The 22,597-nt window shown below is 37.7% G+C and carries 20 protein-coding genes; 7 read left to right on the top strand and 13 right to left on the bottom strand.

What is annotated here, in order from left to right; all coding sequences use genetic code 11:
• Nucleotides 1–62: 62 nt before the first annotated feature.
• From nadA to nadB, 3 genes are read right to left on the bottom strand one after another with little or no spacing between them, the layout of a single operon-like run.
• The gene (gene nadA, locus AC2VNP_RS15170; RefSeq protein ID WP_486918138.1) at nucleotides 63–1,166 is read right to left on the bottom strand and encodes a quinolinate synthase NadA; all 1,104 of its coding nucleotides are present in this window, start codon (nucleotides 1,164–1,166) and stop codon (nucleotides 63–65) included.
• Nucleotides 1,163–2,008 (bottom strand): carboxylating nicotinate-nucleotide diphosphorylase, encoded by an 846-nt coding sequence (gene nadC, locus AC2VNP_RS15165; RefSeq protein WP_486918137.1) that lies wholly within the window; start codon nucleotides 2,006–2,008, stop codon nucleotides 1,163–1,165. Before nadC ends, nadA begins: the two co-directional genes overlap by 4 nt.
• A 10-nt stretch (nucleotides 2,009–2,018) precedes the next feature.
• Nucleotides 2,019–3,605, bottom strand: coding sequence for an L-aspartate oxidase (gene nadB, locus AC2VNP_RS15160; protein WP_486918136.1), 1,587 nt, complete (start codon nucleotides 3,603–3,605; stop codon nucleotides 2,019–2,021).
• 143 nt (nucleotides 3,606–3,748) lie between these two features.
• Between nadB and AC2VNP_RS15155 the strand changes: the two genes are divergently transcribed.
• Together AC2VNP_RS15155 and AC2VNP_RS15150 are read left to right on the top strand one after the other, a co-directional pair.
• Entirely contained in the window at nucleotides 3,749–4,879 is a 1,131-nt protein-coding gene (locus AC2VNP_RS15155; protein WP_486918135.1) for an IscS subfamily cysteine desulfurase, read from the top strand.
• A gap of 58 nt (nucleotides 4,880–4,937) precedes the next feature.
• Entirely contained in the window at nucleotides 4,938–5,471 is a 534-nt protein-coding gene (locus AC2VNP_RS15150) for a 3H domain-containing protein (protein WP_486918134.1), read from the top strand.
• A 103-nt stretch (nucleotides 5,472–5,574) separates the two neighbouring features.
• Here AC2VNP_RS15150 and pheA read toward each other — a convergent pair whose 3' ends face one another.
• From pheA to AC2VNP_RS15130, 4 genes are all read right to left on the bottom strand, one after another.
• Entirely contained in the window at nucleotides 5,575–6,459 is an 885-nt protein-coding gene (pheA, locus tag AC2VNP_RS15145; RefSeq protein WP_486918133.1) for a prephenate dehydratase, read from the bottom strand.
• A gap of 22 nt (nucleotides 6,460–6,481) precedes the next feature.
• Nucleotides 6,482–6,931, bottom strand: coding sequence for an ACT domain-containing protein (locus AC2VNP_RS15140; protein WP_486918132.1), 450 nt, complete (start codon nucleotides 6,929–6,931; stop codon nucleotides 6,482–6,484).
• Nucleotides 6,932–7,137: 206 nt separating this feature from the next.
• Entirely contained in the window at nucleotides 7,138–8,421 is a 1,284-nt protein-coding gene (gene obgE / locus AC2VNP_RS15135) for a GTPase ObgE (RefSeq protein WP_486918131.1), read from the bottom strand.
• A 17-nt stretch (nucleotides 8,422–8,438) separates the two neighbouring features.
• Nucleotides 8,439–8,972 (bottom strand): Spo0B C-terminal domain-containing protein, encoded by a 534-nt coding sequence (locus AC2VNP_RS15130; protein ID WP_486918130.1) that lies wholly within the window; start codon nucleotides 8,970–8,972, stop codon nucleotides 8,439–8,441.
• A 376-nt stretch (nucleotides 8,973–9,348) separates the two neighbouring features.
• Between AC2VNP_RS15130 and AC2VNP_RS15125 the strand changes: the two genes are divergently transcribed.
• From AC2VNP_RS15125 to AC2VNP_RS15110, 4 genes are all read left to right on the top strand, one after another.
• Nucleotides 9,349–9,609 (top strand): hypothetical protein, encoded by a 261-nt coding sequence (locus AC2VNP_RS15125; protein WP_486918129.1) that lies wholly within the window; start codon nucleotides 9,349–9,351, stop codon nucleotides 9,607–9,609.
• A gap of 295 nt (nucleotides 9,610–9,904) precedes the next feature.
• Nucleotides 9,905–10,750, top strand: a complete 846-nt coding sequence (locus AC2VNP_RS15120) for an ABC transporter ATP-binding protein (protein ID WP_486918128.1) — start codon at nucleotides 9,905–9,907, stop codon at nucleotides 10,748–10,750.
• Nucleotides 10,683–11,456, top strand: coding sequence for an ABC transporter permease (locus AC2VNP_RS15115; protein ID WP_486918127.1), 774 nt, complete (start codon nucleotides 10,683–10,685; stop codon nucleotides 11,454–11,456). The genes AC2VNP_RS15120 and AC2VNP_RS15115 overlap by 68 nt, the downstream gene beginning before the upstream one ends.
• Nucleotides 11,457–11,478: 22 nt before the next feature.
• Nucleotides 11,479–12,483 carry an aliphatic sulfonate ABC transporter substrate-binding protein gene (locus tag AC2VNP_RS15110; RefSeq protein ID WP_486918126.1) on the top strand — a complete coding sequence of 335 codons (1,005 nt, stop codon included), beginning with the start codon at nucleotides 11,479–11,481 and terminating at the stop codon, nucleotides 12,481–12,483.
• A gap of 293 nt (nucleotides 12,484–12,776) precedes the next feature.
• Here AC2VNP_RS15110 and AC2VNP_RS15105 read toward each other — a convergent pair whose 3' ends face one another.
• The 5 genes from AC2VNP_RS15105 to hemE form a co-directional block, all read right to left on the bottom strand.
• Nucleotides 12,777–13,469, bottom strand: a complete 693-nt coding sequence (locus tag AC2VNP_RS15105; protein ID WP_486918125.1) for a hypothetical protein — start codon at nucleotides 13,467–13,469, stop codon at nucleotides 12,777–12,779.
• A 156-nt stretch (nucleotides 13,470–13,625) separates the two neighbouring features.
• Nucleotides 13,626–14,042: an RNA polymerase sigma factor gene (locus tag AC2VNP_RS15100; protein WP_486918124.1), complete on the bottom strand. Its 417-nt coding sequence runs from the start codon at nucleotides 14,040–14,042 to the stop codon at nucleotides 13,626–13,628.
• Between the two features lie 195 nt (nucleotides 14,043–14,237).
• Entirely contained in the window at nucleotides 14,238–15,653 is a 1,416-nt protein-coding gene (gene hemY, locus AC2VNP_RS15095) for a protoporphyrinogen oxidase (RefSeq protein ID WP_486918123.1), read from the bottom strand.
• A complete protein-coding gene (hemH, locus tag AC2VNP_RS15090; protein WP_486918122.1) occupies nucleotides 15,653–16,594 on the bottom strand; it encodes a ferrochelatase in 942 nt (313 codons plus the stop codon). Before hemH ends, hemY begins: the two co-directional genes overlap by 1 nt.
• A gap of 22 nt (nucleotides 16,595–16,616) precedes the next feature.
• Complete coding sequence (gene hemE, locus AC2VNP_RS15085) at nucleotides 16,617–17,654, bottom strand: uroporphyrinogen decarboxylase (RefSeq protein WP_486918121.1); 1,038 nt, start codon at nucleotides 17,652–17,654, stop codon at nucleotides 16,617–16,619.
• Nucleotides 17,655–18,233: 579 nt separating this feature from the next.
• On the opposite strand from hemE, the gene AC2VNP_RS15080 reads away from it, so the two are divergent.
• Nucleotides 18,234–19,949, top strand: a complete 1,716-nt coding sequence (locus AC2VNP_RS15080) for a methyl-accepting chemotaxis protein (protein ID WP_486918120.1) — start codon at nucleotides 18,234–18,236, stop codon at nucleotides 19,947–19,949.
• Nucleotides 19,950–20,203: 254 nt separating this feature from the next.
• Here the strand turns inward: AC2VNP_RS15080 and AC2VNP_RS15075 are convergent, their stop codons facing one another.
• Nucleotides 20,204–22,351: a transglycosylase domain-containing protein gene (locus AC2VNP_RS15075; protein WP_486918119.1), complete on the bottom strand. Its 2,148-nt coding sequence runs from the start codon at nucleotides 22,349–22,351 to the stop codon at nucleotides 20,204–20,206.
• Nucleotides 22,352–22,597 lie beyond the last annotated feature (246 nt).

The raw sequence follows: 22,597 nt of genomic DNA, 5'->3' as shown, positions 1-22,597 counted from the left end.
ACCGAGCTTAATTGATAAGAAATAAAAAAAGAAGGAGGAAACTAATCCCCCTTCACTTCGAGTTAAACTCGTTCTAACATGCGCTCTAATGCTAACAATGCATCTTTTGCAACATCTTTATCCACTTTTATTTGATTTACTGGTGTTCCATCTACAATTGATTCTAACGACCATAATAAATGTGGAAGGTCAATTCGATTCATTGTTAGACATGGGCACATATTAGGATTTAATGAAATAACCTTTTTATCTGTATGAACCTGTCCTAAACGACGAACTAAGTTCATCTCTGTTCCTACTGCCCACTTACTATTTGCTGGAGCAGCCTTTAATTTTTCAATAATATAGTGCGTAGACCCAGCATCATCTGCTAATTGAACAACTTCATGTGTACATTCTGGGTGTACAATAATTTGAAAATCTGGATCCGTTTCACGAAGCTCTCTAATATTCTCGACTGTAAATTTCTCATGAACTGAACAATGACCTTTCCAGAGAATAACCTTGATATCGTCAATGTTTCCTTCATATTCAAGCTTTTCTGCAATTGGGTCCCACACTGCCATTTGTTCGAGTGGAATTCCTAAATCAAATGCAGTATTTCTTCCTAGATGTTGGTCTGGTAAAAATAAAATTCTTTCTTTTTGTGTAAAAGCCCATTGAACCATCTTTTTAGCATTAGAAGAAGTAACAGTCGCACCACCGTTACGTCCACAAAATGCTTTAATAGCTGCTGTACTGTTCACATAAGTTAACGGCAGGATGGTATCTCCAAAATCAATTCCTAATGTTTTCCATGCTTTTTCTGTTTGGTTAATATCGGCCATATCAGCCATAGAACAGCCCGCGCGCATATCAGGTAATACTACTACTTGACGATCATCCGTTAAAATATCTGCTGTCTCCGCCATAAAGTGAACACCACAGAACACAACATAATCTGCTTTACTGTTTTTTGCAGAAATTTGAGCTAGTTGCAGGGAATCTCCACTTGCATCAGCAAATTGAATAACTTCATCCCGTTGATAGTGATGACCTGGAATAAATAGACGTTCGCCTAATTCTGCCTTAATTTCACGAATTCTATTTTCCATTTCCTCTGTTGACATTTGTTTATATTTCTCAGGAAGACCTTGATTTGTATTCATTAATTCCACTAAGCTCATCCTTTTTTACCCCCTTCTAAATTAAAACTAATATCTAATGCCTTAACAGAATGTGTTAATGCACCTAATGAAATATAATCTACTCCGATATTCCGGTAATTTCCAAGGTCACTGACTTGTATGCCACCTGATGCTTCCGTAACAATATGTTTGGGAACAAGTTTAACCCATTCTCTCATTACTTTTGGAGGACAATTATCAAACATGATAATATGGGCACCAGCTTCAATAGCTTCTCGGAGTTCTTCCTCTGTTTCGACTTCAACTTCAATATTAACCATATGACCAAGCGTTGATTTTGCTTGATTTACTGCAGCCATTATACTCCCAGCTGCTGTGATATGATTATCTTTAATCATGACCCCATCATAAAGTCCAAAGCGATGATTAAACCCTCCGCCGCTTCTCACAGCGTACTTTTCAAACATCCTTAAGCCTGGAGTCGTTTTTCTCGTATCACAAATCCTCGTATGATCATCATTTAATGTATCTACAGCAACTCTTGTAAAAGTTGCAATCCCACTCATCCGCTGTAATAAATTTAAAATGACTCTTTCTCCAGTCAATAATGTTTTGACTGGTCCTGTTACTTGAGCGACACAAGTTCCAAAGCTGACTTTTTCTCCATCGTTATAATGCAACTGGACATCTACATCGGAATTAAGAAGTTCGTAGCCTAGCTTAATAATCTGAAGGCCGGATATGACCCCCTCATCTTTTATTATGAATTTTCCTGTCTGAATATCATCATCGGAAAATATCGTATTGGTTGAGACGTCTCCTTCACCAATATCCTCAATGAAAAATTGCTGTAGTTTTTCTTTTACCTTAAGATGGTTCATGATTGTCCCCCTATATCACAAAGTCACTAACGTAATCTTTTTTATTTCGTACATACGGCTCTTGTTTATTAATCAAACAAAATACCGTTTGGTTAGACCAACGATCACTCGCAAGCGGATAATCTAAACGGAAATGGCTTCCACGACTTTCCTTGCGGCATAGTGCCGCAGTAGTAATTAAGTAGCCTGCAGTCAACATATTGCGTATCGTATGTTGTTCACATGAAAGGATGTATCTTTGATTAGATTGAATTAACTCTTCATACCTCTCAAACCATTTCATTGCCTTTACTAAGTTCTCTTTCGTTCTTACGATGCCAACATACTTAGACATAACCGCTTGTACTTCACCTTCCGTTGGTAGAGGTTGCGGATACTTTTTATCAATAATAGCAATTGGCTTTACATTCGTTTTCATAATACTTTCATCGGATTGAATGATGGCCCTAGCTAGTTCATTCGCAAACACAACCCCTTCTAAGAGCGAATTACTCGCCAGCCGGTTTGCACCATGAACACCTGTATTTGCAACTTCACCGATCGCATATAAGCCCTCTACAGTCGTTTTTCCATAAGATGTTGTTTCTACGCCACCCATGACAAAGTGTGCACCAGGAGAAACCGGAATGAGACCGTCTTCTAATGTAACTCCAGCCCCCAAGCAAAGTGCAGAAACCGAAGGGAATTTTCGTTTAAAATCTTTAATAGGTCTTATATCTAAGAACACTTTTTGATGATTAGATACCTGCTCAAAAATCTCTCTGGCCACTACATCACGAGGAGCTAAGTCACCTAGTTCATGTTTACCTTCCATTAACAACTTGCCATCTTCTGTAATAAGACGAGCACCTTCTCCTCTTACTGCTTCGGAAACTAATCCAGCACCTTTTCCATTCTTTACAAGCATTGTCGGATGAAATTGAACAAACTCCATATCTGCAAGTCTGGCACCTGCACGATAAGCCAACGCCATTCCATCCCCCGTTATGGACGAATCGTTGGAAGTAACTGAATATAATTGTCCTGCACCACCTGTAGCCAAAACAACATGAGGTGCAAAGTATTGAACATATTGTTGATCTTGATCTATACAAACGACACCATTACAACGACCGTTCTTAATAATTAAATCAATCGCGTTCATATGATCATGAATAGTGACACTCTGTTTTACTCTAGATATAAGTTTTGAAATTAATTCCTTACCTGTTGCATCTCCACCAGCATGGAGAATTCTCCGTTTTAAGTGTGCGCCTTCTTGGCCTAGTAAGTACTTACCATCTTTTCCTTTATCAAACTGCACCCCAATGTCTTCCAATTTCTCAATCATTTTCGGTCCTTGTCTAACAAGAAGCTCAGTGACATCCTCACAGTTGTGGTAACAACCCGCACGAACCGTATCAAAGAAGTGATCTCTCCAATCATCTTCTTTATCCACGACTGCAGCAATACCACCTTGAGCCATAATTGAGTTGCTTCTTACCACATCTGACTTTGTGATAAGTATCACATTCTTATCGAAAGAAAGAAGCTCAGCTGCCATTAATCCTGCAATTCCACTTCCTATGATAATGACATCTGACGTAAATACTTTCATACTAAATGACCTCCTTAGTCATTTACACCTGTCTTGACACCTATCTTTACATAATTTTAAACTAGTGACAAGAGTTTTTTATAATTCTATTCGTGTAAGATAATAGAAACCAAGCAAATACGCCTGAAAGAAGGTCTTTATAAATGATATATCTCGATTACTGTGCAACTACACCAATGTCTAAAACATCGTTGTCGATATACGCTAAGGCAGCGAAAGAATTTTTTGGGAATCCTAGCAGCTTACATGATTATGGTACAACTGCTAACCAGTTACTAGATCAATCAAGAGTTGACATTGCAAAAATGATTAACGGGGAAAAAGAGGGCATTTATTTTACTAGTGGTGGTTCGGAAAGTAATTATTTGTCACTATTATCTATTGCAAGAGGCAATAAACACCATGGTAATCACATTATTACAACAAATATTGAACACCCTTCTGTCCTTAATTCGTTAGAACTATTAAGAGAAGAAGGTTTTAAAATCTCATTTGTTCCTGTCAATTCATACGGGGAAGTGGAAATCGAACAATTAGAACGACAAATCAATCCAGAAACTGTCCTTGTTTCAATCGGACATGCCAACAGTGAGCTTGGAACCATTCAGAATATAGAAGTGATCGGACGATTTTTGAAGGATCGAAACATCTTTTTTCATAGTGATTGTGTACAAACGTTTGGAAAAGTTCCAATAGATGTAAAAGCATGCAATCTTTCAGCTGTCACAATGTCTGCCCACAAAATTTATGGACCAAAAGGAGTTGGGGCTGTATACTTGTCACCTGAACTGTCATGGAAAGCAACTGTACCAAACAGCTCACAAGAAAAAGGTTTCAGGCAAGGAACAGGAAATGTCCCTGGAATCGCAGCGTTTACAGTTGCAGCATCGCATTTGTTTTTAGAACAAGACGCAGAAACAAAGCGTTATCAGGAACTACAACAGCTATTTTTAAATTCTATTGATCGCACTAAGATTATCCTTGAGGGGCATCCGACGAACCGTTTAGCACATCATCTTTGTTTACGAGTAAAAGGAATAGAAGGACAGTATATTATGCTTGAATGTAACCGGAGAGGTATCGCCATCTCAACGGGAAGTGCTTGTAAAGTTGGACAAACTTCACCTTCAAGAGCAATGACTGAAACCGGAAAAACTCTCGATGAGGCGAGAGAAATGATTCGCATATCCTTTGGAAAAGAAACGACTGAAGAGCATATCCGTTATACCGTTGCTGCATTAAATAACATCATTGAACAATTTTATTCTCATTAAATCATTTCACTAGTGGGCTTTGAGACATTCTTAATTTAAAGATAGGAAGGGGAAACTAATGACTACAAAAAAAATATTAGGAGAAGAGCGCAGGAATTTAATTTTAAGCTGGTTAAAAACGGCCAGTACTCCTCTTACGGGAAATGAATTAGCAGAAAAAACAGGTGTAAGCCGCCAAGTGATCGTCCAAGATATTTCAATTTTAAAAGCAAGAAATTATCCACTCCTAGCAACGGCACAAGGCTATATGTATATAAAACCAACTTCAGAAGAGCAAACCGTTAAACAAGTCATTGCTTGTCAGCACTTCCCAGATGAAACAGAAGAGGAGCTGTTGTTACTCGTAGATAATCGTGTAACCATTCGTGATGTCATGATTGAACACCCGATATATGGGGATTTAACAGGTTCTTTAATGTTAAATAATCGAAATGATGTAAAACTATTTATTGAAAAAATGCGTAATACAAAAGCCGCACTACTTTCCGAGTTAACCGAAGGAGTACATCTTCACACGATAGAAGCGGATCGAATGGAGCATATTGAGGCTGCGATTGAGGCTTTAAAACAAAGAGGCTTTTTATTAAATTAACACATTAAAGAGTGGAGTTAACCGATTATTTAGAAAAGGTGATTATTCCACTCTTTATTTATTTATTTATTTATTTATTTATTTATTTATTTATTTAGTATTGTTATTCGGGAATTGGCTTTTTAGATACATCATCAACCGATGCGATTGTAAAACAAGGATAACTTCCTAATACACGGACTCCACATCCTAATGCCTCTAATTCAGCCATAACACCAGGTATTAAAATTTCATCCATTTTTTGTTCAACATCTATGACAAAGAAATAATTACCTAAGCCCGTCTTCATTGGACGAGACTCTATTTTTGAAAGGTTAAGTTTTCTCCAAGAAAATGCACTTAACACTTGATGGAGAGCCCCGGAATAATCAGATGGCAAGGTCACCATTAATGTCGTCTTATGTCCAACAGTATAAGGTGTAATGATTTCATCTTTCTTTCTAGATAAGATCACAAACCGAGTACGATTATTATCATAATCATGAATATTTTTTGCAATAATTGAAAGATTATAGGTCTTGGCTGCTAATTCATTACCAATTGCTGCTGCTTTCAGATCTGAATTTTCCATGATGAATTTTGCTGCTGCACTTGTAGAATTTGTATATTCCACTTCACCTTGTGGTAAGGCGGTTCTTAGAAACTCATGACATTGAGCAATGGCATGGGGATGGGAATATATCGTACTAACTGCTTTCCAATCGTCTCTATGTTTAGGGTGTATAAGCAGATGTTGTTCAACAGGCACAACGACTTCCCCGACAATTGGAAGCTGATGTTTATGAATGATATAGTCTAGAGTTAAGTTCACAGATCCTTCAATCGCATTTTCTAATGGAACAACTGCAGCGTCTACCTCTCCAGTAGAAACACCTTCCATACATGCTGGAATTGTTGAAAATTCTTTTCGTATTTGTTTCGGAAAAATAGACATGGTGGCCATTTCTGTAAATGTACCAACTGGTCCTAAAAATCCAATCGTTTTCACCTAAGTACACCGTTCCTTTCTGTTAAGAGCCTGAACCTACAATTTCTACCTTAATTACGGTCTCTAAATCACGAATCGACTGCATAAGTTTATTTACTTCCATTTTCATTGACACCGTATCCAATGATAACGTGATATTCGCTCTCCCTTTTAACGGGATCGTTTGATTAATAGTGAGTACATTACATCCCGATGCAGCTACAATAGACAGAAGTTGCGATAATGTTCCTGAGCGATCCTCTAAATTAATGGATAAAGTTATTATCTTCTCTTTAAGCATTTTATGAAAAGGGTATATCCCATCACGATATTTATAAAATGCACTTCGGCTTAATCCAACTTCTTTCACAGCTTCATTAATTTTCTTTGCTTTTCCCGAGTCTAGTAATTCCTTCGCTTCTAGCGTCTTTTGCATCGCTTCAGTTAACATATCTTCTCGAACAAGATAAAATTGCTCAATTCCTCTGGACATAATACCACCACCGATCCCCATCTAAAGTTATTTTTCATTATAAATTTGTTAGAACTTTTTGACAATGGTAAAATCCACTTGAGATCATAATACTTTCTGGTGCTCCGGTCTTTAGTTTTAGCTTCATAGACTTTATCCATCGTTATTTTTATAATTGGTAAAAGTCTAAAGAGCCGCCTAGTCCAAGGCAGCTCTCTTTTTACAGCTTATTCAATAAACTCAAATTCGTATTCAAGCAAGCGGACAATATCCCCGTCTTTTGCACCTCTTTGTCTTAGTGCATCATCTACTCCCATTCCACGCAATTGACGAGCGAAACGACGAACGGACTCGTCGCGAGAGAAGTCTGTCATTTTGAAAAGTTTTTCAATTTCTGTACCCGAAATCACATACGAACCATCGTCAGCTCTAGAGATCATGAAAGGATCTTCTTTCTTCTCATGCTTATAAAGAACTCTTGTTTGATCTGGTGCTTCTTCATAGAGTGGGAATTCTGGTGTCGTATCTACTTTATCAGCAACTGCTAAAAGAAGTTCCCTTACCCCTTGTCTTGTAAAAGCAGAAATCGGGAAGATTGGAATATCTTCTTGCAATGCCTCTTTAAATTTAACTAAGTTTTCTTCTGCATCAGGCATGTCCATTTTATTTGCAACAATAACTTGTGGTCTTTCTAATAGACGCATATTATATTGTTTTAGTTCATCATTAATCTTGACGTAATCTTCATAAGGGTCTCGACCTTCTAAAGCAGACATATCGATAATATGTACGATGACTTTCGTACGTTCAATATGTCTTAAGAATTGATGACCTAACCCTACTCCTGAATGGGCGCCCTCAATTAATCCTGGTAAATCGGCCATAACAAAGCCTCTTCCATCTTCGGTCTCTACAACACCTAAGTTCGGGGTAAGCGTTGTAAAATGATAATCCGCAATTTTTGGCTTGGCTGCTGAAACGACAGATAGTAATGTTGATTTACCAACACTCGGGAAACCGACTAAACCAACATCTGCAAGTACCTTTAGTTCTAACGAGATATAACGTTCAATACCCGGTTCTCCATTTTCAGCAATTTCAGGTGCCGGATTCGAAGGAGTAGCAAAGCGCGAATTTCCTCGTCCGCCACGACCACCTTTAGCAATTACTGCACGTTGCCCGTGTTGTGTTAGATCAGCAATTACTTCCTTCGTATCATCATCAACAACCGTTGTGCCAGGCGGAACTTTAATCACAAAATCTTCCGCATTTTTCCCATGCTGATTTTTTGGACGACCATGCTCTCCTCTTGGTGCTTTAAAATGCTTCTGGTAGCGGAAATCCATGAGCGTTCGTAATCCCTCTTCCACTTCAAAAACTACGTCTGCCCCTTTTCCACCGTCGCCGCCAGCTGGCCCGCCGTCTGGAACATATTTTTCGCGGCGATAGGCAACCATTCCGTTCCCACCGTCGCCACCTTTTACATAAACCTTGACCTTATCTACAAACATTGTGATCTCACCTCTAATTAATTCAACGTTACTACACAAAACATCTCATTAACTGAAATCTCTTTTTCAGCAATGACTAATAGTTCTGATGATGGGGACTCGAACCAAGATTCAATTACAGAAATATCTTTGAACTGTCCTTGAAAATCAAAAATTATCTTTACTTCTTCCTCTAATAATTGGAACGTAACTAATAAATGATTTTCAGTACCTTCATCACAGCATTGATCCAGCAATTTTATAAATTGAGAATACCACTCATGGAGCTCGTTCTCATAATGGCTTAAATCTTTCACATCACCAATGACTTCTATTTCTAGTTCATAATAATGGTTTTCCCAATTAAAAGTTAATAAATCCGCAACTAACGCTGGTATGTTTAAATTGGATAACTTACTTTCGTTTTGAGACTGCTGTATGACTGAATGAATAATCTCTTCAATTCGTTCAGGTCGGTTCAAGGCAAGATTTCCTTTAATCAATTGCATTACATTTAACCAATCATGCCTGGAATGACGTAAAATATCAATAATTTCATTTGGTTTTGCCATGCCTGTACTCCACCTTATCATTACTATGCTCTAAACAGTATAGCAAAAATTCACGTAGGTTTCTTTTTATTTATGACAGAAAAGCGAAAGTCAGCTAATTATTTCCTACAAACTATAAGCAAATACTCACTTTTTATCTTCTTTTTCAAAGAAAGAATGTGAAAGCAGCCATCATTTTTCTTTAAGATATCCTTGGAACTCATCAAACGATTCCGTTGCCTTATAGGATAAAAGTCATATTAGATAACATTTAGAAATAATCCTTCCTATCCCTATCCATACTATTAATAGCCTGTCTTTTCCCATTTTATTTCCTTGAAAGACGTGAATATATTTTAATTTTAAAACGTAAAGACTCACATAGGGGGGATTTGCAGTGGCTCAACCACAGAACCAAGTCGTGCATCAATCAATACTTGCTATGCAACGTGCTTTACAAGCATTGCAGACTAAAGACCAACATCCAAATTTAATGTATGATGCAGAAAATGAACTTCAAGATCTAATCCAACAATTAAAAGAAGAAGAAAAATCTTCTGTCCCACAAATTCAACAGGAAATACTACAAACCGAACAACAAATCCAAGCCGTACTATATGAATTAAATCATCAATTACATCAACAACAAGAACTATGAAATCAGACGATTTATATTGGAACTTGATGGGCCACCTCTCATATAAGGCATGAAGAAACCTTGCTTCATGTCTCTTGTTCCCTTGCTTAAGTGACTTTCATACGGCTGCTTTTATAAATATAGCCTTACAGTTTCAGAAGACTGTCAACAAGCTGTTTAACTTACTAAAATATACGGAAATAAGTGTTGACAGACAAAAAGTTCCGTCATATACTAACAACATGATTAAAGCCGACTAAAAAGATATGTTTTATCAAAAATTAGAAAATTAAGGGACTTAAAGGAGGTCTGTGCAATGGCTGAGGTTCAAATTAAAAATGTAGGCAAGACATTCCATAACAAAGATGACAAAACAGCATACACAGTCTTTGAAAATATTAATCTTGAATTAAAATCAGGAGAGTTTTTATCGTTGCTAGGTCCTTCTGGATGCGGAAAGTCAACGTTATTAAATATTGTTGCAGGATTAGACCAAGCAACAACTGGTACGGTTGAAGTTAGCAACCAAGTAATTACAAGTCCAGGGTCTGACCGCGGGGTCGTATTCCAAGAAGCAGCACTTATGCCTTGGTTAACAGTTCTTGAAAACGTCATGTTTGCGTTAAAAAAGAAAATGAAAAAAGAAGAGGCAAAGAAAAAAGCCATCGAATACTTAAAGCTCGTCCATTTAAGTAAATTTATCAATTCATACCCTCATGAACTTTCAGGAGGAATGAAGCAGCGTGTATCCATTGCAAGAGCCCTAGCAATGGACCCGAAAATCCTTTTAATGGATGAACCATTCGGTGCTTTAGATGAACAGACAAGATCTATGCTTCATAAAGAAGTTCAATACATTTGGGAAGAAACAAAGAAAACGATCTTGTTTGTTACACATAACATTCGTGAAGCCATTCTTTTATCTGATCGTATTGTCTTAATGGGTGTTAGACCGGGTGGGATTATTAAAACATTTGACGTTACTATTCCAAGACCTAGAAAACAGGCTAGTCCAGAATTTATTAAACTAGAAGAAGAAATTATGGAGCATCTAGCTGGTGAAATCGAAAAAGTCATGAGGGAGGAAATGGGAGATGACTACAATAGTAAGAAGGCTGCTCTTCTTTATGGCACTCATCGCGATATGGGAGATCACATATAGACTAAACCTTAGTTATCAGTTCTTCTCTGTTATGATGTTTCCATCACCAGGTGGAACTCTGACTCAATTGTATCGTGGTTTCTTTGAAACTGGTATTTTATTTCATGCCCTGACAACGAGTATCCAGCGAATAGCGATTGGTTTTGTGCTCGCTATTATTATAGGTGCATCATTAGGAATTTTATTAGCACGTTCAAAACTGGCTGATGAAACATTAGGATCTCTTGTTATTGCACTCCAATCAGTTCCTAGTATTGTATGGTTACCAATTGCGCTTATGATCTTTGCAGGAAGTGACCTTGCTATTATCTTTATTATTGTTTTAGGTGGAACGTGGGCAATGACGATGAATGTAAGAATGGGAATAAAAAATGTTCAACCGCTCCTTATTCGTGCAGCACGGACAATGGGCTATAATCGTTCCGAACTCGTTTGGAAAGTGATGATTCCAGCTTCTATTCCTTCAGCTTTAACCGGTGCCAGACTTGCATGGGCATTCGGATGGCGTGCATTGATGGCTGGGGAGCTTCTTGGTACAGGCGGTCTAGGACGTACACTATTAAACGCCAAAGATATGTTTAATATGGACCTCGTTATTGCAATTATGGTCATTATTTCTTTAATTGGATTAACTGTTGAATATTTAATTTTTAATAGAGTTGAAAAACGAGTTCTTACTCGCTTTGGATTATCCAAAAATAATTAAGTTTTTTAGGGGGAAGAAAAAAGTGAAAAAGTTTTTAAAAGCTGTTGCAAGTGTTGCGTTTGTTGGAATGCTCGCTGCTTGTGGATCTGGTAACACGTCTGGTGACGGTACTGCAGATAGTGTCTCTATTGGATACTTTCCAAACTTAGATCACGCTGCAGGTATTGTAGGAATGGAGAAAGGCTTCTTCCAAGATGAACTTGGAGAAGTTGAAGCAAACTTCAGAGACTTTCCAAATGGAAATGACTTTATCGAAGCGCTTGATGCTGGTACGTTAGATATCGGTTATGTTGGACCAGGTCCAGCTATTAACTACTTCTTACGTGGCGGAGATGTTGTTGTTATTAGTGCTGCAGCTAATGGTGCTACATTAATTGTTGCTCGTGAAGATGCTGGTATTGAAACTCTCGAGGATTTCGACGGAAAGTCGTTCTGTACGCCAGGAAATGGTTGTACTCATAACGTTCAATTAGAAATTATGCTGCAAGACCTTGGACTTCAATCCAACCGTCTAGGTGGTACTGTAGAGCACCAATCTCGTGTCGCTCCTGCTAACATGGTTGCTATGTTTGAACAAGGACAAATTGATGCGGCAGCAGCTCCAGAACCATGGGGAACGTACCTTGTTGAAGAATTAGGTGCAAAAGTTGTCTCAGAATGGAATGATGTATTCCTTGGAGAAACATTAGCAAGTGTTGTATTAGTTACTTCTAAGCGTTTCATGGAAGAACAACCGGAAATTGTTGAAGCTATGCTTAAAGGACACATTCAAGCTGTTAACTACACACATGAAAACACTGAAGATACGTTAAAAACAATAAATGACTCACTATATAACTTAACACAACAACGTTTACCAGAAACTGTACTAGAAAACGCATGGCAACGTATGGTCGTTACTACAGATACGTTCCCAGAAGCACTGCAAGCATGGGCTGATGCTTCTTATCAATTAAGCTTTATTGAAGACGATCCTGATTTAACAGGATTTGTTGATACAACTAAACTAGAAGAACTGCTAAAATAATAAAGAATGAGACAGTCATCATAAACTGGTTTACATGTGGAAGTGCAAAATCGTAAATTCACATTAATAATCTCATAAATTATATTATCTAAAGAAGAGCATGGAATTTGATCTCCATGCTCTTCTTTTTCTATTTTCTTGTTGCCCTAACCCTTCGGTTAGGGCAACATGGAAAGGCTGTTAATAATTTAATAACAACCTAATAGTCCCCTTTTCAACTGCACGTAAAAGCCAATATTTTTCCGAAGTTACTCCTCTTGATTATGATAAACAAACTCCTATATTAATTCTTTTCAATCTAAGGTGATCGTTAATTCGGTTTCCCAAGTTCCATGAATAAATGTATGAGTAAGTCCGGCAACGGTTTGTTGCTGCCAATTTCCAGGTCCATCAACAACTTTACCCAAGTAGTCAGAATATACCTTAGACGAAGCGTTCGACCAGTGGTAAATCTCTTTCTCAGGAGAAATAGAAACTGGCTCCAATCCAACCGGATACAACAAGTCTCCATAGCCGTGTGTGACATAAAGTTGATCAGCATGAACATATGGTTCTTTCCCTTTGAGCTCTAAAGTGGACATTGCGTGGAAAATTTCAGCATATTCAAGCTTCGGGTAATCAAATGTAATGTGTATCCATTTCTCATCCGTAAATGCAATAAAGAAGTGATATCGTGACGAAACTTCCATCATCTTAACATGCTCAATATACATAGTTATAGGGTAAGGAAAACTTTCAAGTGTTTCTTCTACATAGATAGGTAAGTTAGATACAAGCTTATTTTTCTCCTCTTCAGTAACCTCCTTCACTGCTCCTACTTCAACCGGATTATCTTTCCGATAAATGAGCATGCCGTCACCCGATTTCTCTGGATAGACATCGGTCAGGTTCCAACTGAACTGTTCAAGACCGATTGGTTCTTCATATGCCGTTGGTGGCTGTCCGCTTTCTAGTAAAATCAGCCATAAAAAAACTCCACTAATCATTAAAAAAATCGTGGAGCTACGATACTTTTCATTGGAATATAGTTTCTGAGAGCACGATTTACCGTTTGAGCCTCAAGTGTTTTCAAAACCCTTGTCCTCGTCGTATGTTTTTGTTCTTTCGTTGACCTAACTTGTTGGGGCTGCTTCCACTCGTCATCAAAATGTTTGCTCAATACGGTCGCATTCTTCTACTTTCCGAAAAATAATAACGACACGGTAATTGGGTTTTAACTTTTGAATGGACTCTATTAGATGCGTGACAGCTTCTTTATCTTCAATATGCTGTTCCACACTAATAGTGGAAGGGATTTCCTTCACAAACGAAATAAACCTCCTTCGTTTGCGTTTTCGAATTTCATCAATGACCAAATGTTTCGCTATGCTGAACAACCACGTTTTAACGTTCGACCGGTTATCAAACCGATCATATGCCATAAACGCTCGCACGAACGTGTCATGAACCAAATCTTCACAACATTGGTTGTCGCCAAGCATAATGAGAATAAAACGGTACACGTCATCATAGTATTTTTCGTACCATTCCATTAAGAGTTGCTGTTTATCTTTGTTCAATCCAACCATCACCTTCTTTCCTTCTTTGTATCTAATAAGTCGTTTAAATGTTCATTTTGTGACACCTGCACAGAAGAATTGAATGCTTAGAAAAAATATAATAAAAAAACACATGCGATTTCTTGCTAGAAATCTGCATGTGTTTTTACTTGGCTGTTTACATCTATGAAGTAAACCCGTTATTCTCTCGTTCTGTTAAAATGATTGAACTACGTTCTGAACTACAGCTTCACCTTGATCGATACAGTCCGGTAAACCAAGTCCTTCGTAAGCTGCACCAGCTACATAAACACCTGGCATTTCCTTCTTTAAGCTCGTTTTTAACTGCTCAATTCTTTGTTTATGACCAACAATATACTGCGGCATCGCCTTTTTCCAACGAGTGATGCTGTGGAATTGTGGTTCTTCATCAACTTGCATTATCTCTCTTAAGTCCTTTTTTACTGCTGTAAGGATCTCATCATCTGATTGACTTACTATTTCATCATTACCAAACCGACCCACATAGCAGCGAAGAAGCGCATATCCTTCTGGAGCAGAATGTTTCCACTTTTTATGCGTCCACGTACATGCAGTAATAGAGTATCCACTTTTCTTGGCGACAACAAATCCAGTCCCACCGAGATTACCTTTTATACTCGATAGCGGAAAAGCCATCGCAACTGTGGCAACTGATGTTGACGGGATCTCTTTAAGAGGTTGAATAATGTGAGAATAATTTCTTAATATATCCGTAGTCACTTCATGTGGTGTTGTTAGAATGACACGGTCAAAAGTCTCGACATGACCATCTGTAAAGGTGAGCCTGTACTGCTCACCTTCTTTCAGAATGGAATTAACACTCACAGACTTTTTTATTGCGTCTTCATCTAAATGATTTTCAATGCTGTCAATGAACGACTGTAAGCCACCTTTAAAGGACATGAACATTCCTCTAGCCTTGGTTGGCTGTACAGGTTTTGCTGGTTTTGGCATGGCCTTGCTCATTCCAAGAATCAGACTACGATGTTTTTGTTCTACCTGATGAAACTGTGGAAAAGTGGCCATCAAACTTAATTGGTCAATGTCACCTGCATATATACCTGATAACAGCGGTTCAATTAAATTTTCAACGACTTCATCCCCTAACCGCTTTCTAAAAAAGTGACCGAGTGATTGATCTTCATCTGGTTGACTCGTTTTAGGTAAAAACAAATCCCCGGCAGCTCGTAATTTGGCCATTGGTGAAAACAATTTTGTCGTTGCAAATGGAGCCAGTTTGGTTGGAATACCCATAATAGCACCACCTGGAATGGGATAAAGTTGGTCTCCTTTTAAAACGAATGATTGACCTGTATCGTTATGTACAAGCTCACTCTCTAGTCCAACTTCTTTTGCTAATTTAGCTGCACTTTGCTTTCTCGCAAGAAATGAGTCAGGACCTTGTTCAATAACAAACCCATTGGTATAGTCAGTTTGAATTTTTCCGCCTAATTTGCCACTCGACTCAAACAACTTGTACTCTAAGTTTAACCTTTTACTCATAATTTCTTTTTGTAGGTAATAGGCAATGGTTAAACCTGTAATTCCCCCTCCAACGATAGCCACTCTTTTTTTCCGTTCATCTGCCACTAGATGTCACGTACTTTCTCTTTGAGCTTATCCGTCACCACTTTTGCTAGACAGTCAATAAATTCCGGCTTCGCATTTGGCATTTCCGGTCGATAGTAATCCACATTGAGCTCATCGGTTACAATTTTACATTCAATATCATTATCATAAAGAACTTCCAGATGATCAGCGACAAACCCTACTGGACAATAAACATATGATTGGTACTTTTCTTTTTGATAAAGGTCACGAGTTAAATCTTGAACATCTGGTCCAATCCAAGGGTCCGGTGTGTTTCCTTCACTTTGCCAGCCGATCGTGTAATTTTTAATATTGGCTGCACTTGCAATCAAATCAGCGGTTTCTTGCAACTGATCAACATAAGGATCTCCGTTTTGTAGAATTTTTTCTGGCAAGCTGTGAGCTGAGAATATGACAACAGCGGAGTCCTTATCCTCAATATTAGCCATCGTTTGTTTAATTTGCTCCGCCCAATATTCAATAAACAATGGCTCATTATACCAACTATCGATACTGTGAATAGAAGGACCTGAGACTTTTTCTGTCTCTTCATGTGCACGACCGTTATATGATTTAACACTAAAAGTAGAATAATGCGGTGCTAGAACAATACTAATTGCTTCTTCTATTCCATCTTCTTTCATTTGTTGAACCGCATCTTCAATGAAAGGATCAATATGTTTTAAACCTAAATATGCTTTAAACTCTAAGTGATCAAAACGCTTGTTCATTTCATCTTCAAGACCTTGTGCTTGTGCTTCTGTAATTTTAGCTAAAGGACTGATACCACCAATTGCTTCATAACGTTCAGTTAATTCGTTTAACGCTTCTTCAGAAGGCTTTCTTCCTCTACGAATATGAGTATAGTATGATTCTACCTCATCTAAACTGCGAGGAGTACCATATGCCATTACAAGAAGACCGATTTTGCGTTTAGACATTCTTCAAACACTCCAATGCTATTTATTTAGTACTGCTGTATTCATGTACAAATGCAGTAAGTCTGCGTAGTGTATCTGGATTTACTTCAGGAAATACACCATGGCCTAAGTTAAAGATGTGGCCAGGAGCGTGATCTAACCCTTGATCAATAATAGCCTTTGCCTTCTCTTCAATAACTTCCCATGGGGATAATAGAATAGCTGGATCTAAATTTCCTTGAACAGGCTTATTCACACCTTTTTCTCGTGCTTCTGCTATGGATAGTCTCCAGTCTAAACCAACTACATCTAATGGGAGGTCATGCCACTCATTAACTAAATGACTTGCCCCAACACCAAACATAATTAATGGGACTCCTTCACTTCTTAACTCTGCAAAAATACGATTCATTACAGGCTTCACAAATAAACGATAATCTGCAACATTTAATGCTCCAACCCACGAATCAAAAATTTGAATTGCTTTTGCTCCAGCTTTAATTTGTGATTTGATATATGTAATTGTCATTTCTCCAAGCTTGTCCATTAATAGGTGCCATGCTTCTGGCTCAGCATACATAAATGCTTTTGTTTTGTTATAGTTCTTTGAAGGTCCACCTTCGATCATGTAGCTGGCTAACGTAAATGGCGCACCACCAAAGCCAATTAAAGGAACACTTAGTTGCTCTTCTAAAAGCTTAATGGTTTCTAAGACATAAGGCACATCATCTTCAGGATGAATCGTTCCTAGCTTTTCAACATCCGCTTTTGAGCGAATTGGGTTATCAATAACAGGACCGATACCTGCTTTAATTTCAACATCAACACCTATTGCTGGAAGTGGTGTCATAATGTCCTTATATAGAATTGCTGCGTCATTATTATATTGATCAACTGGCAGCTTCGTTACATAAGCACAAAGCTCAGGTTGATGCGTAATCTCAAATAGTGAGTACTTTTCTTTTATTTTTCGATATTCTGGCTGCGATCGTCCTGCTTGCCTCATATACCAAACAGGAGTGTGATCTGTTTTTTCTCCTTTACATGCTCGTAAAAAATTATCATTAAATTGGGTAGTCATTCCTACACACCTTTCTGCTTCCGAATAAATCATACGTTGTTTATTGTAAATCATTCTTAAGAAAAAATCATTTTTATCCTCTTAACGTTGTCTTGCAATAAATTCTAAAGAAAAAACTAACTATTAAAAGGATAGTATTTCCTTAATTTCTAAACAGTAAATGCTCTTTTTAATATAAATCCCACAAATTACAATGTATATACTCCTTCTTAAAGTGTCAAAAAATTGATGAATATATAGGACTTATTAACATTTTGCACATTCTAAAACTTGAAATCTACGTAGGATATTTTACCTACTTTCTTCACAATTAAACTACTTTGAAACCACTTTTTATACTATACTTATACTTCCCTTGTATTTCAAATGTTCAAATAGTACTAAAATGTGTTAAAATTACGCTAAGATATTTTGTCAAAAATTTAAATTTTTTGGCGAAATAGTACTTTATAATTAATAATCTGTTCTATTTTTGTGAAATTGTTGCTTTTACACCATTTTTTTAACTGCAAGCTACTTACGGAGAGCCAATTCACACACAAATGACATCTTTTAGAATTAGGGGGCTAAGACGAAACAATGAGGTCTATAGGAAAAAAGGAGAACTTAAAAAACGGTAAGAAACGTTTCATCAGTATTCAGTTTAAACTTTTAGGTGGCTTAGCATTTGTGCTAGGTTTATTCTTTATTGGATTTATTCTTAATTTTTATCAGTACCAAGTAGTGGACAAACATAGAAGTGATATGGAATTAATTAGTGATAGAACTGTTCAGATATCAGAAGTTGGCTCTTTATTTCAATATAAGTACATAGCTATAACCGATGTTGACTACCATGGGGTTATTAATCAAAACCTGTACCGCGAAAATGAGACTAAACTTCATGAAATATTAGTTGTCATTGAAGATGTAATGGTGACTGAAACTGAACAGCAATTATATCAATCACTCTTACTTTATAACTCCCAGTTTGACAGCAGGGTCGATGTGATCCTTGAAGGCTTAACCGGAACGAATGCACAAACCATGCAGCAACTTGCGCTAATTCGCAATGAAACTATCAATGCAGTTAACGAACTAGATGCTATCTTAAAAAAACGAATGATAGAGATAAGTGCTAACTTGAATAGTGCCATTACTTTAGCCGTCATTATTAGTGTGATCTCATTTATCGTTGCAGCAGTACTTGGCGGAATACTATTTTACGCCTTATCACGATCTATTAAACAATCCATACACAGTACGTTAACTGTCGCAACCGAAGTTAGTAAAGGTAATCTTTTAGCTGATGAAATTAAAGTTCGCTCTAAAGATGAGTTTGGTTTATTAGCGATTGCAGTTAACGAAATGACTCGTAACCTGCGTGATCTAGTTGCTAATATTACATCGACTTCACAAAATGTATCCGCTGCAAGCCATGAGCTCGTTTCTTCATCAGAAGAAGTGAATGCAGGGTCGCAACAAGTAGCCGGCTCATTACAAGAAATGGCTAGTGGACAAACTCTGTTAAATCAATCGATCAATCAATCAGCGACGATATTCCAGGAGATGGAAGCGCGTTTGAAGCAAGTACAGAACTCTACACAAACCATCGTATCAGCTGTACAAACGTCTAACGAAAAAGCGACTTTTGGAAAAGAAAAGCTCGAAGACTCAATCTTATCGATGGAAAACATTCGTAAGCAAAATGAAGAAAATGTGATTGTTATTGAAGAGTTAGGAAGAAATTCAACTGAAATTCAAAATATTGTGCAAATGATCCAAGAAATTTCATCGCAAACGAATTTGTTATCGTTAAATGCGAATATCGAAGCAGCTCGTGCTGGAGAAGCTGGAAAAGGTTTCGCAGTCGTTGCAGATGAAATTCGTAAATTGTCTGCGCAAAGTGAAAAAGCAGCAAACACGATTTCTGCAATCATTAACCGAATATCTACACAAGTAGGACATTCCATTGAAAAGTCACATGCTAGTACAACCATGATTAAACATGGTGAACAAGTAATACAAGAAACAGGCTTATCATTTGATGAAATTTTAACATCGGTAAAACAAGTACTATCCCAAGCAAGTCAAATTAACGAAATGGTTATATCTGTTAATACCTTAAGCCAAAACATTCTAGCGACTGTAAATGATATTCAAAACATATCTACGATTGCTAATGACAGCACGGACAGTATTTCAGCTACAATGGAACAACAAGTAGCCACGATGGAAAGTGTCACGCAATCAGCCGAAGAGTTATCCATTATAGCAACCGAGTTAGAACAAAAAATCTCAAACTTTAAAATTTAATAAAGAAAAGGCCTGTTAGCTAGAGATGACGCTTCTCTAACTAGCAGGCCTTGTTATTTTATTTTAACGAGTGAATTTTTTTGACATAATGAAGCATTTCTTGACTTGAGACGAATAATATCGGTTGGACATAATTTGGACAATAAAAGTCCGAATCGGACAATAAATTTGAAAATTGGACAATAAAAATCCAAAACGGACAATAAATCGTAAAATTGGACAATAAATCGTCCAGTGGAATATGTTGCTAGATATTAAAAACCAAATGGACCTGACACAGATGATAGATTAGATGCTGGGCCTTCTCGGTCTGTTAAATAATCATATGGGACAACGAAATATTCGTGCAATCGGAATAAGTTAATACTTCTAACTAGGTATTCACCGCTCCCATCAACGAAACCAATTTTTTGTGCACCTTGTTCATTCGTGACTTCATAAATATGATAGCGAACTCGTTCATCAGCTGCAGGTGTCCACGATAACTTAACACTTAAAACTCGTCTACCTCCAAAAACTAGCGAAGCTTTAAGGTCAGTAATTTTCTCGAGGTGAATAGCCGGTTCAAGATCATTTACTGCCACTGACTTTACAAAACGATCGGTTTTGAGGTCATCGGGCAATTCATTTAAGATCTCTTTAAATAATGCTGTAGGATAGCTGCTTCCCCCTTGTAAATAAGACGTTTCTGTCGTACGGTCATGTCCCATCCAAACGGTTCCTACTACTTTTGGTGTATAACCTGCAAACCACGCATCTCTTGTACCTCCAGTTACAGCTGTATACGAAGTTGTCCCTGTTTTCCCTGCTAACGGCTCACTTGTAACTCCAGAAGTCCCCGTTCCTTCATTAACTACTAATTCGAGCATTCTCGTTAAGTACCACGCTGTCTGCTCCGAGAATACTTGTTGTTCACTATTTTCAACATTTACAAGAAGTTCTCCATTACGATCATACAGCTCTTTAATAAAATAGTGATCTGTATACGTTCCTTGATGAGCAAGTGCACGGTAAGCTTTTGTTATTTCAAGGGGAGTATATCCTTCTGTCATTCCTCCTAATGCTAGAGCTAGTCCATCATCTTCAGTACTCAACCCGAGTTGCTCTAGGTAGGTTTTTCCTCGGTCGATTCCTAATTCATTGAACAACCATACAGCTGGAGCATTTAATGAATGTGTTAGAGCATCGACCATTGGCACTTCCCCTCTATACTCATTCGTAAAGTTCCTCGGTTCATATCCATCATAATCATGTAGTTCATCGGTTAACATCGAATATGGATGATATTGCCCTGTCTCAATTGCCGGTCCAAATATAGCTAATGGTTTAATAACCGATCCTGGCTGACGTTTTACATTAACTCGGTTAAGTCCTTTGCTCACATACTCTCTGCCGCCTTGTACCGCAAGGACTCCGCCCGTTTCAACATCCATTAGAACAATCGAACTTTCGACGTTAGGATCTTGACCAGGGAAAAATTCATTTTGCTGGAACTTTTCATAAACACTTTCTTGGAGTTCCTTTCTCATCGGTACAACAATTGTATATCCACCAGTTAATAACTCTTCGTTTGAGATTTGATATCGTTGTTCGGCTTCATCCAAAACCATATCAATATAGGTTAAGTATTCTTCTTTTTTACTAACTGTATTTCGCTGCACTGCAACCGTTTTTCCCTGCAGCCGAACAGCTTCTTCTGGTGATAAATAGCCTCTTCGTTCCATTACACTTAGTACAACATCTCTTCTTTGTTTACTTCTTTCAGGATAGGTAATCGGCGAAAAAGCATTCGGTGCTTTCGGAAGCGCTGCTAATAAGGCTCCTTCTTCGATCGTCAATTCACTTACATCCTTATCGAAATAGAGTTTAGAGGCTGCTTGAATCCCATACGCTCCATGCCCAAAGTAGATGCGATTTAAATAAAATTCTAGAATTTCTGATTTGCTATATTTATGTTCTAAGTTCATTGCAATAAGAACTTCTTTTGTCTTCCGCCAGAACGTTTTTTCATGACTAAGGAAAGTGTTTTTAGCAAGTTGTTGCGTAATTGTACTTCCACCTTCAACTTTAGCTCCTGCTCGTATATCTCGATATAAAGCTCTAGTGATGGCTCTAAAATCAATGCCTTGATGGTCATAGAAACGCGCATCTTCTATTGCCACAAATGCATCTTGTACATGCTGAGGCACTTGTTGAATAGAGACTAATTGTCGATTCTCTATAAATAATTTCGTTAATAAATTCCCATCTTCATCTACTAATGAAGATGAGCTGTGCATGACTAGCTTTTTATCATCTATGACATAATTCCCAGCTAATATAATTGAAAAATATATAATAAATCCAAAACCGATTGCTACTAATAAAACTAGAACACTCAAAAGTAGTCGTTTTTTCGTCATGATCATCACCTTTTGTCGAATCCGATTAAGTGTAATTATAATATAGTTTGACTTCTAATTAAAATAAAGAGTGCCATATAAACATTATGGAACCGACAAGAAAAGCGGTGGAACCTGTTTAGCGATGTTCGGACTAGGGTGCGCCGTACGAGATAAAGGAAACACGAGGAGTTTAGCGAGTCGATGTTGACTTATCGTAAGGAGGAGAGCGAAGTCCACTAGACGCTGGGCACTGGAGCTAGACAT

This window comes from Alkalihalobacterium sp. TH-98, from assembly GCF_057473385.1.
Note: the sequence above shows the minus strand (reverse complement) of the source record. Positions and strands in the feature narration are given on the sequence as shown.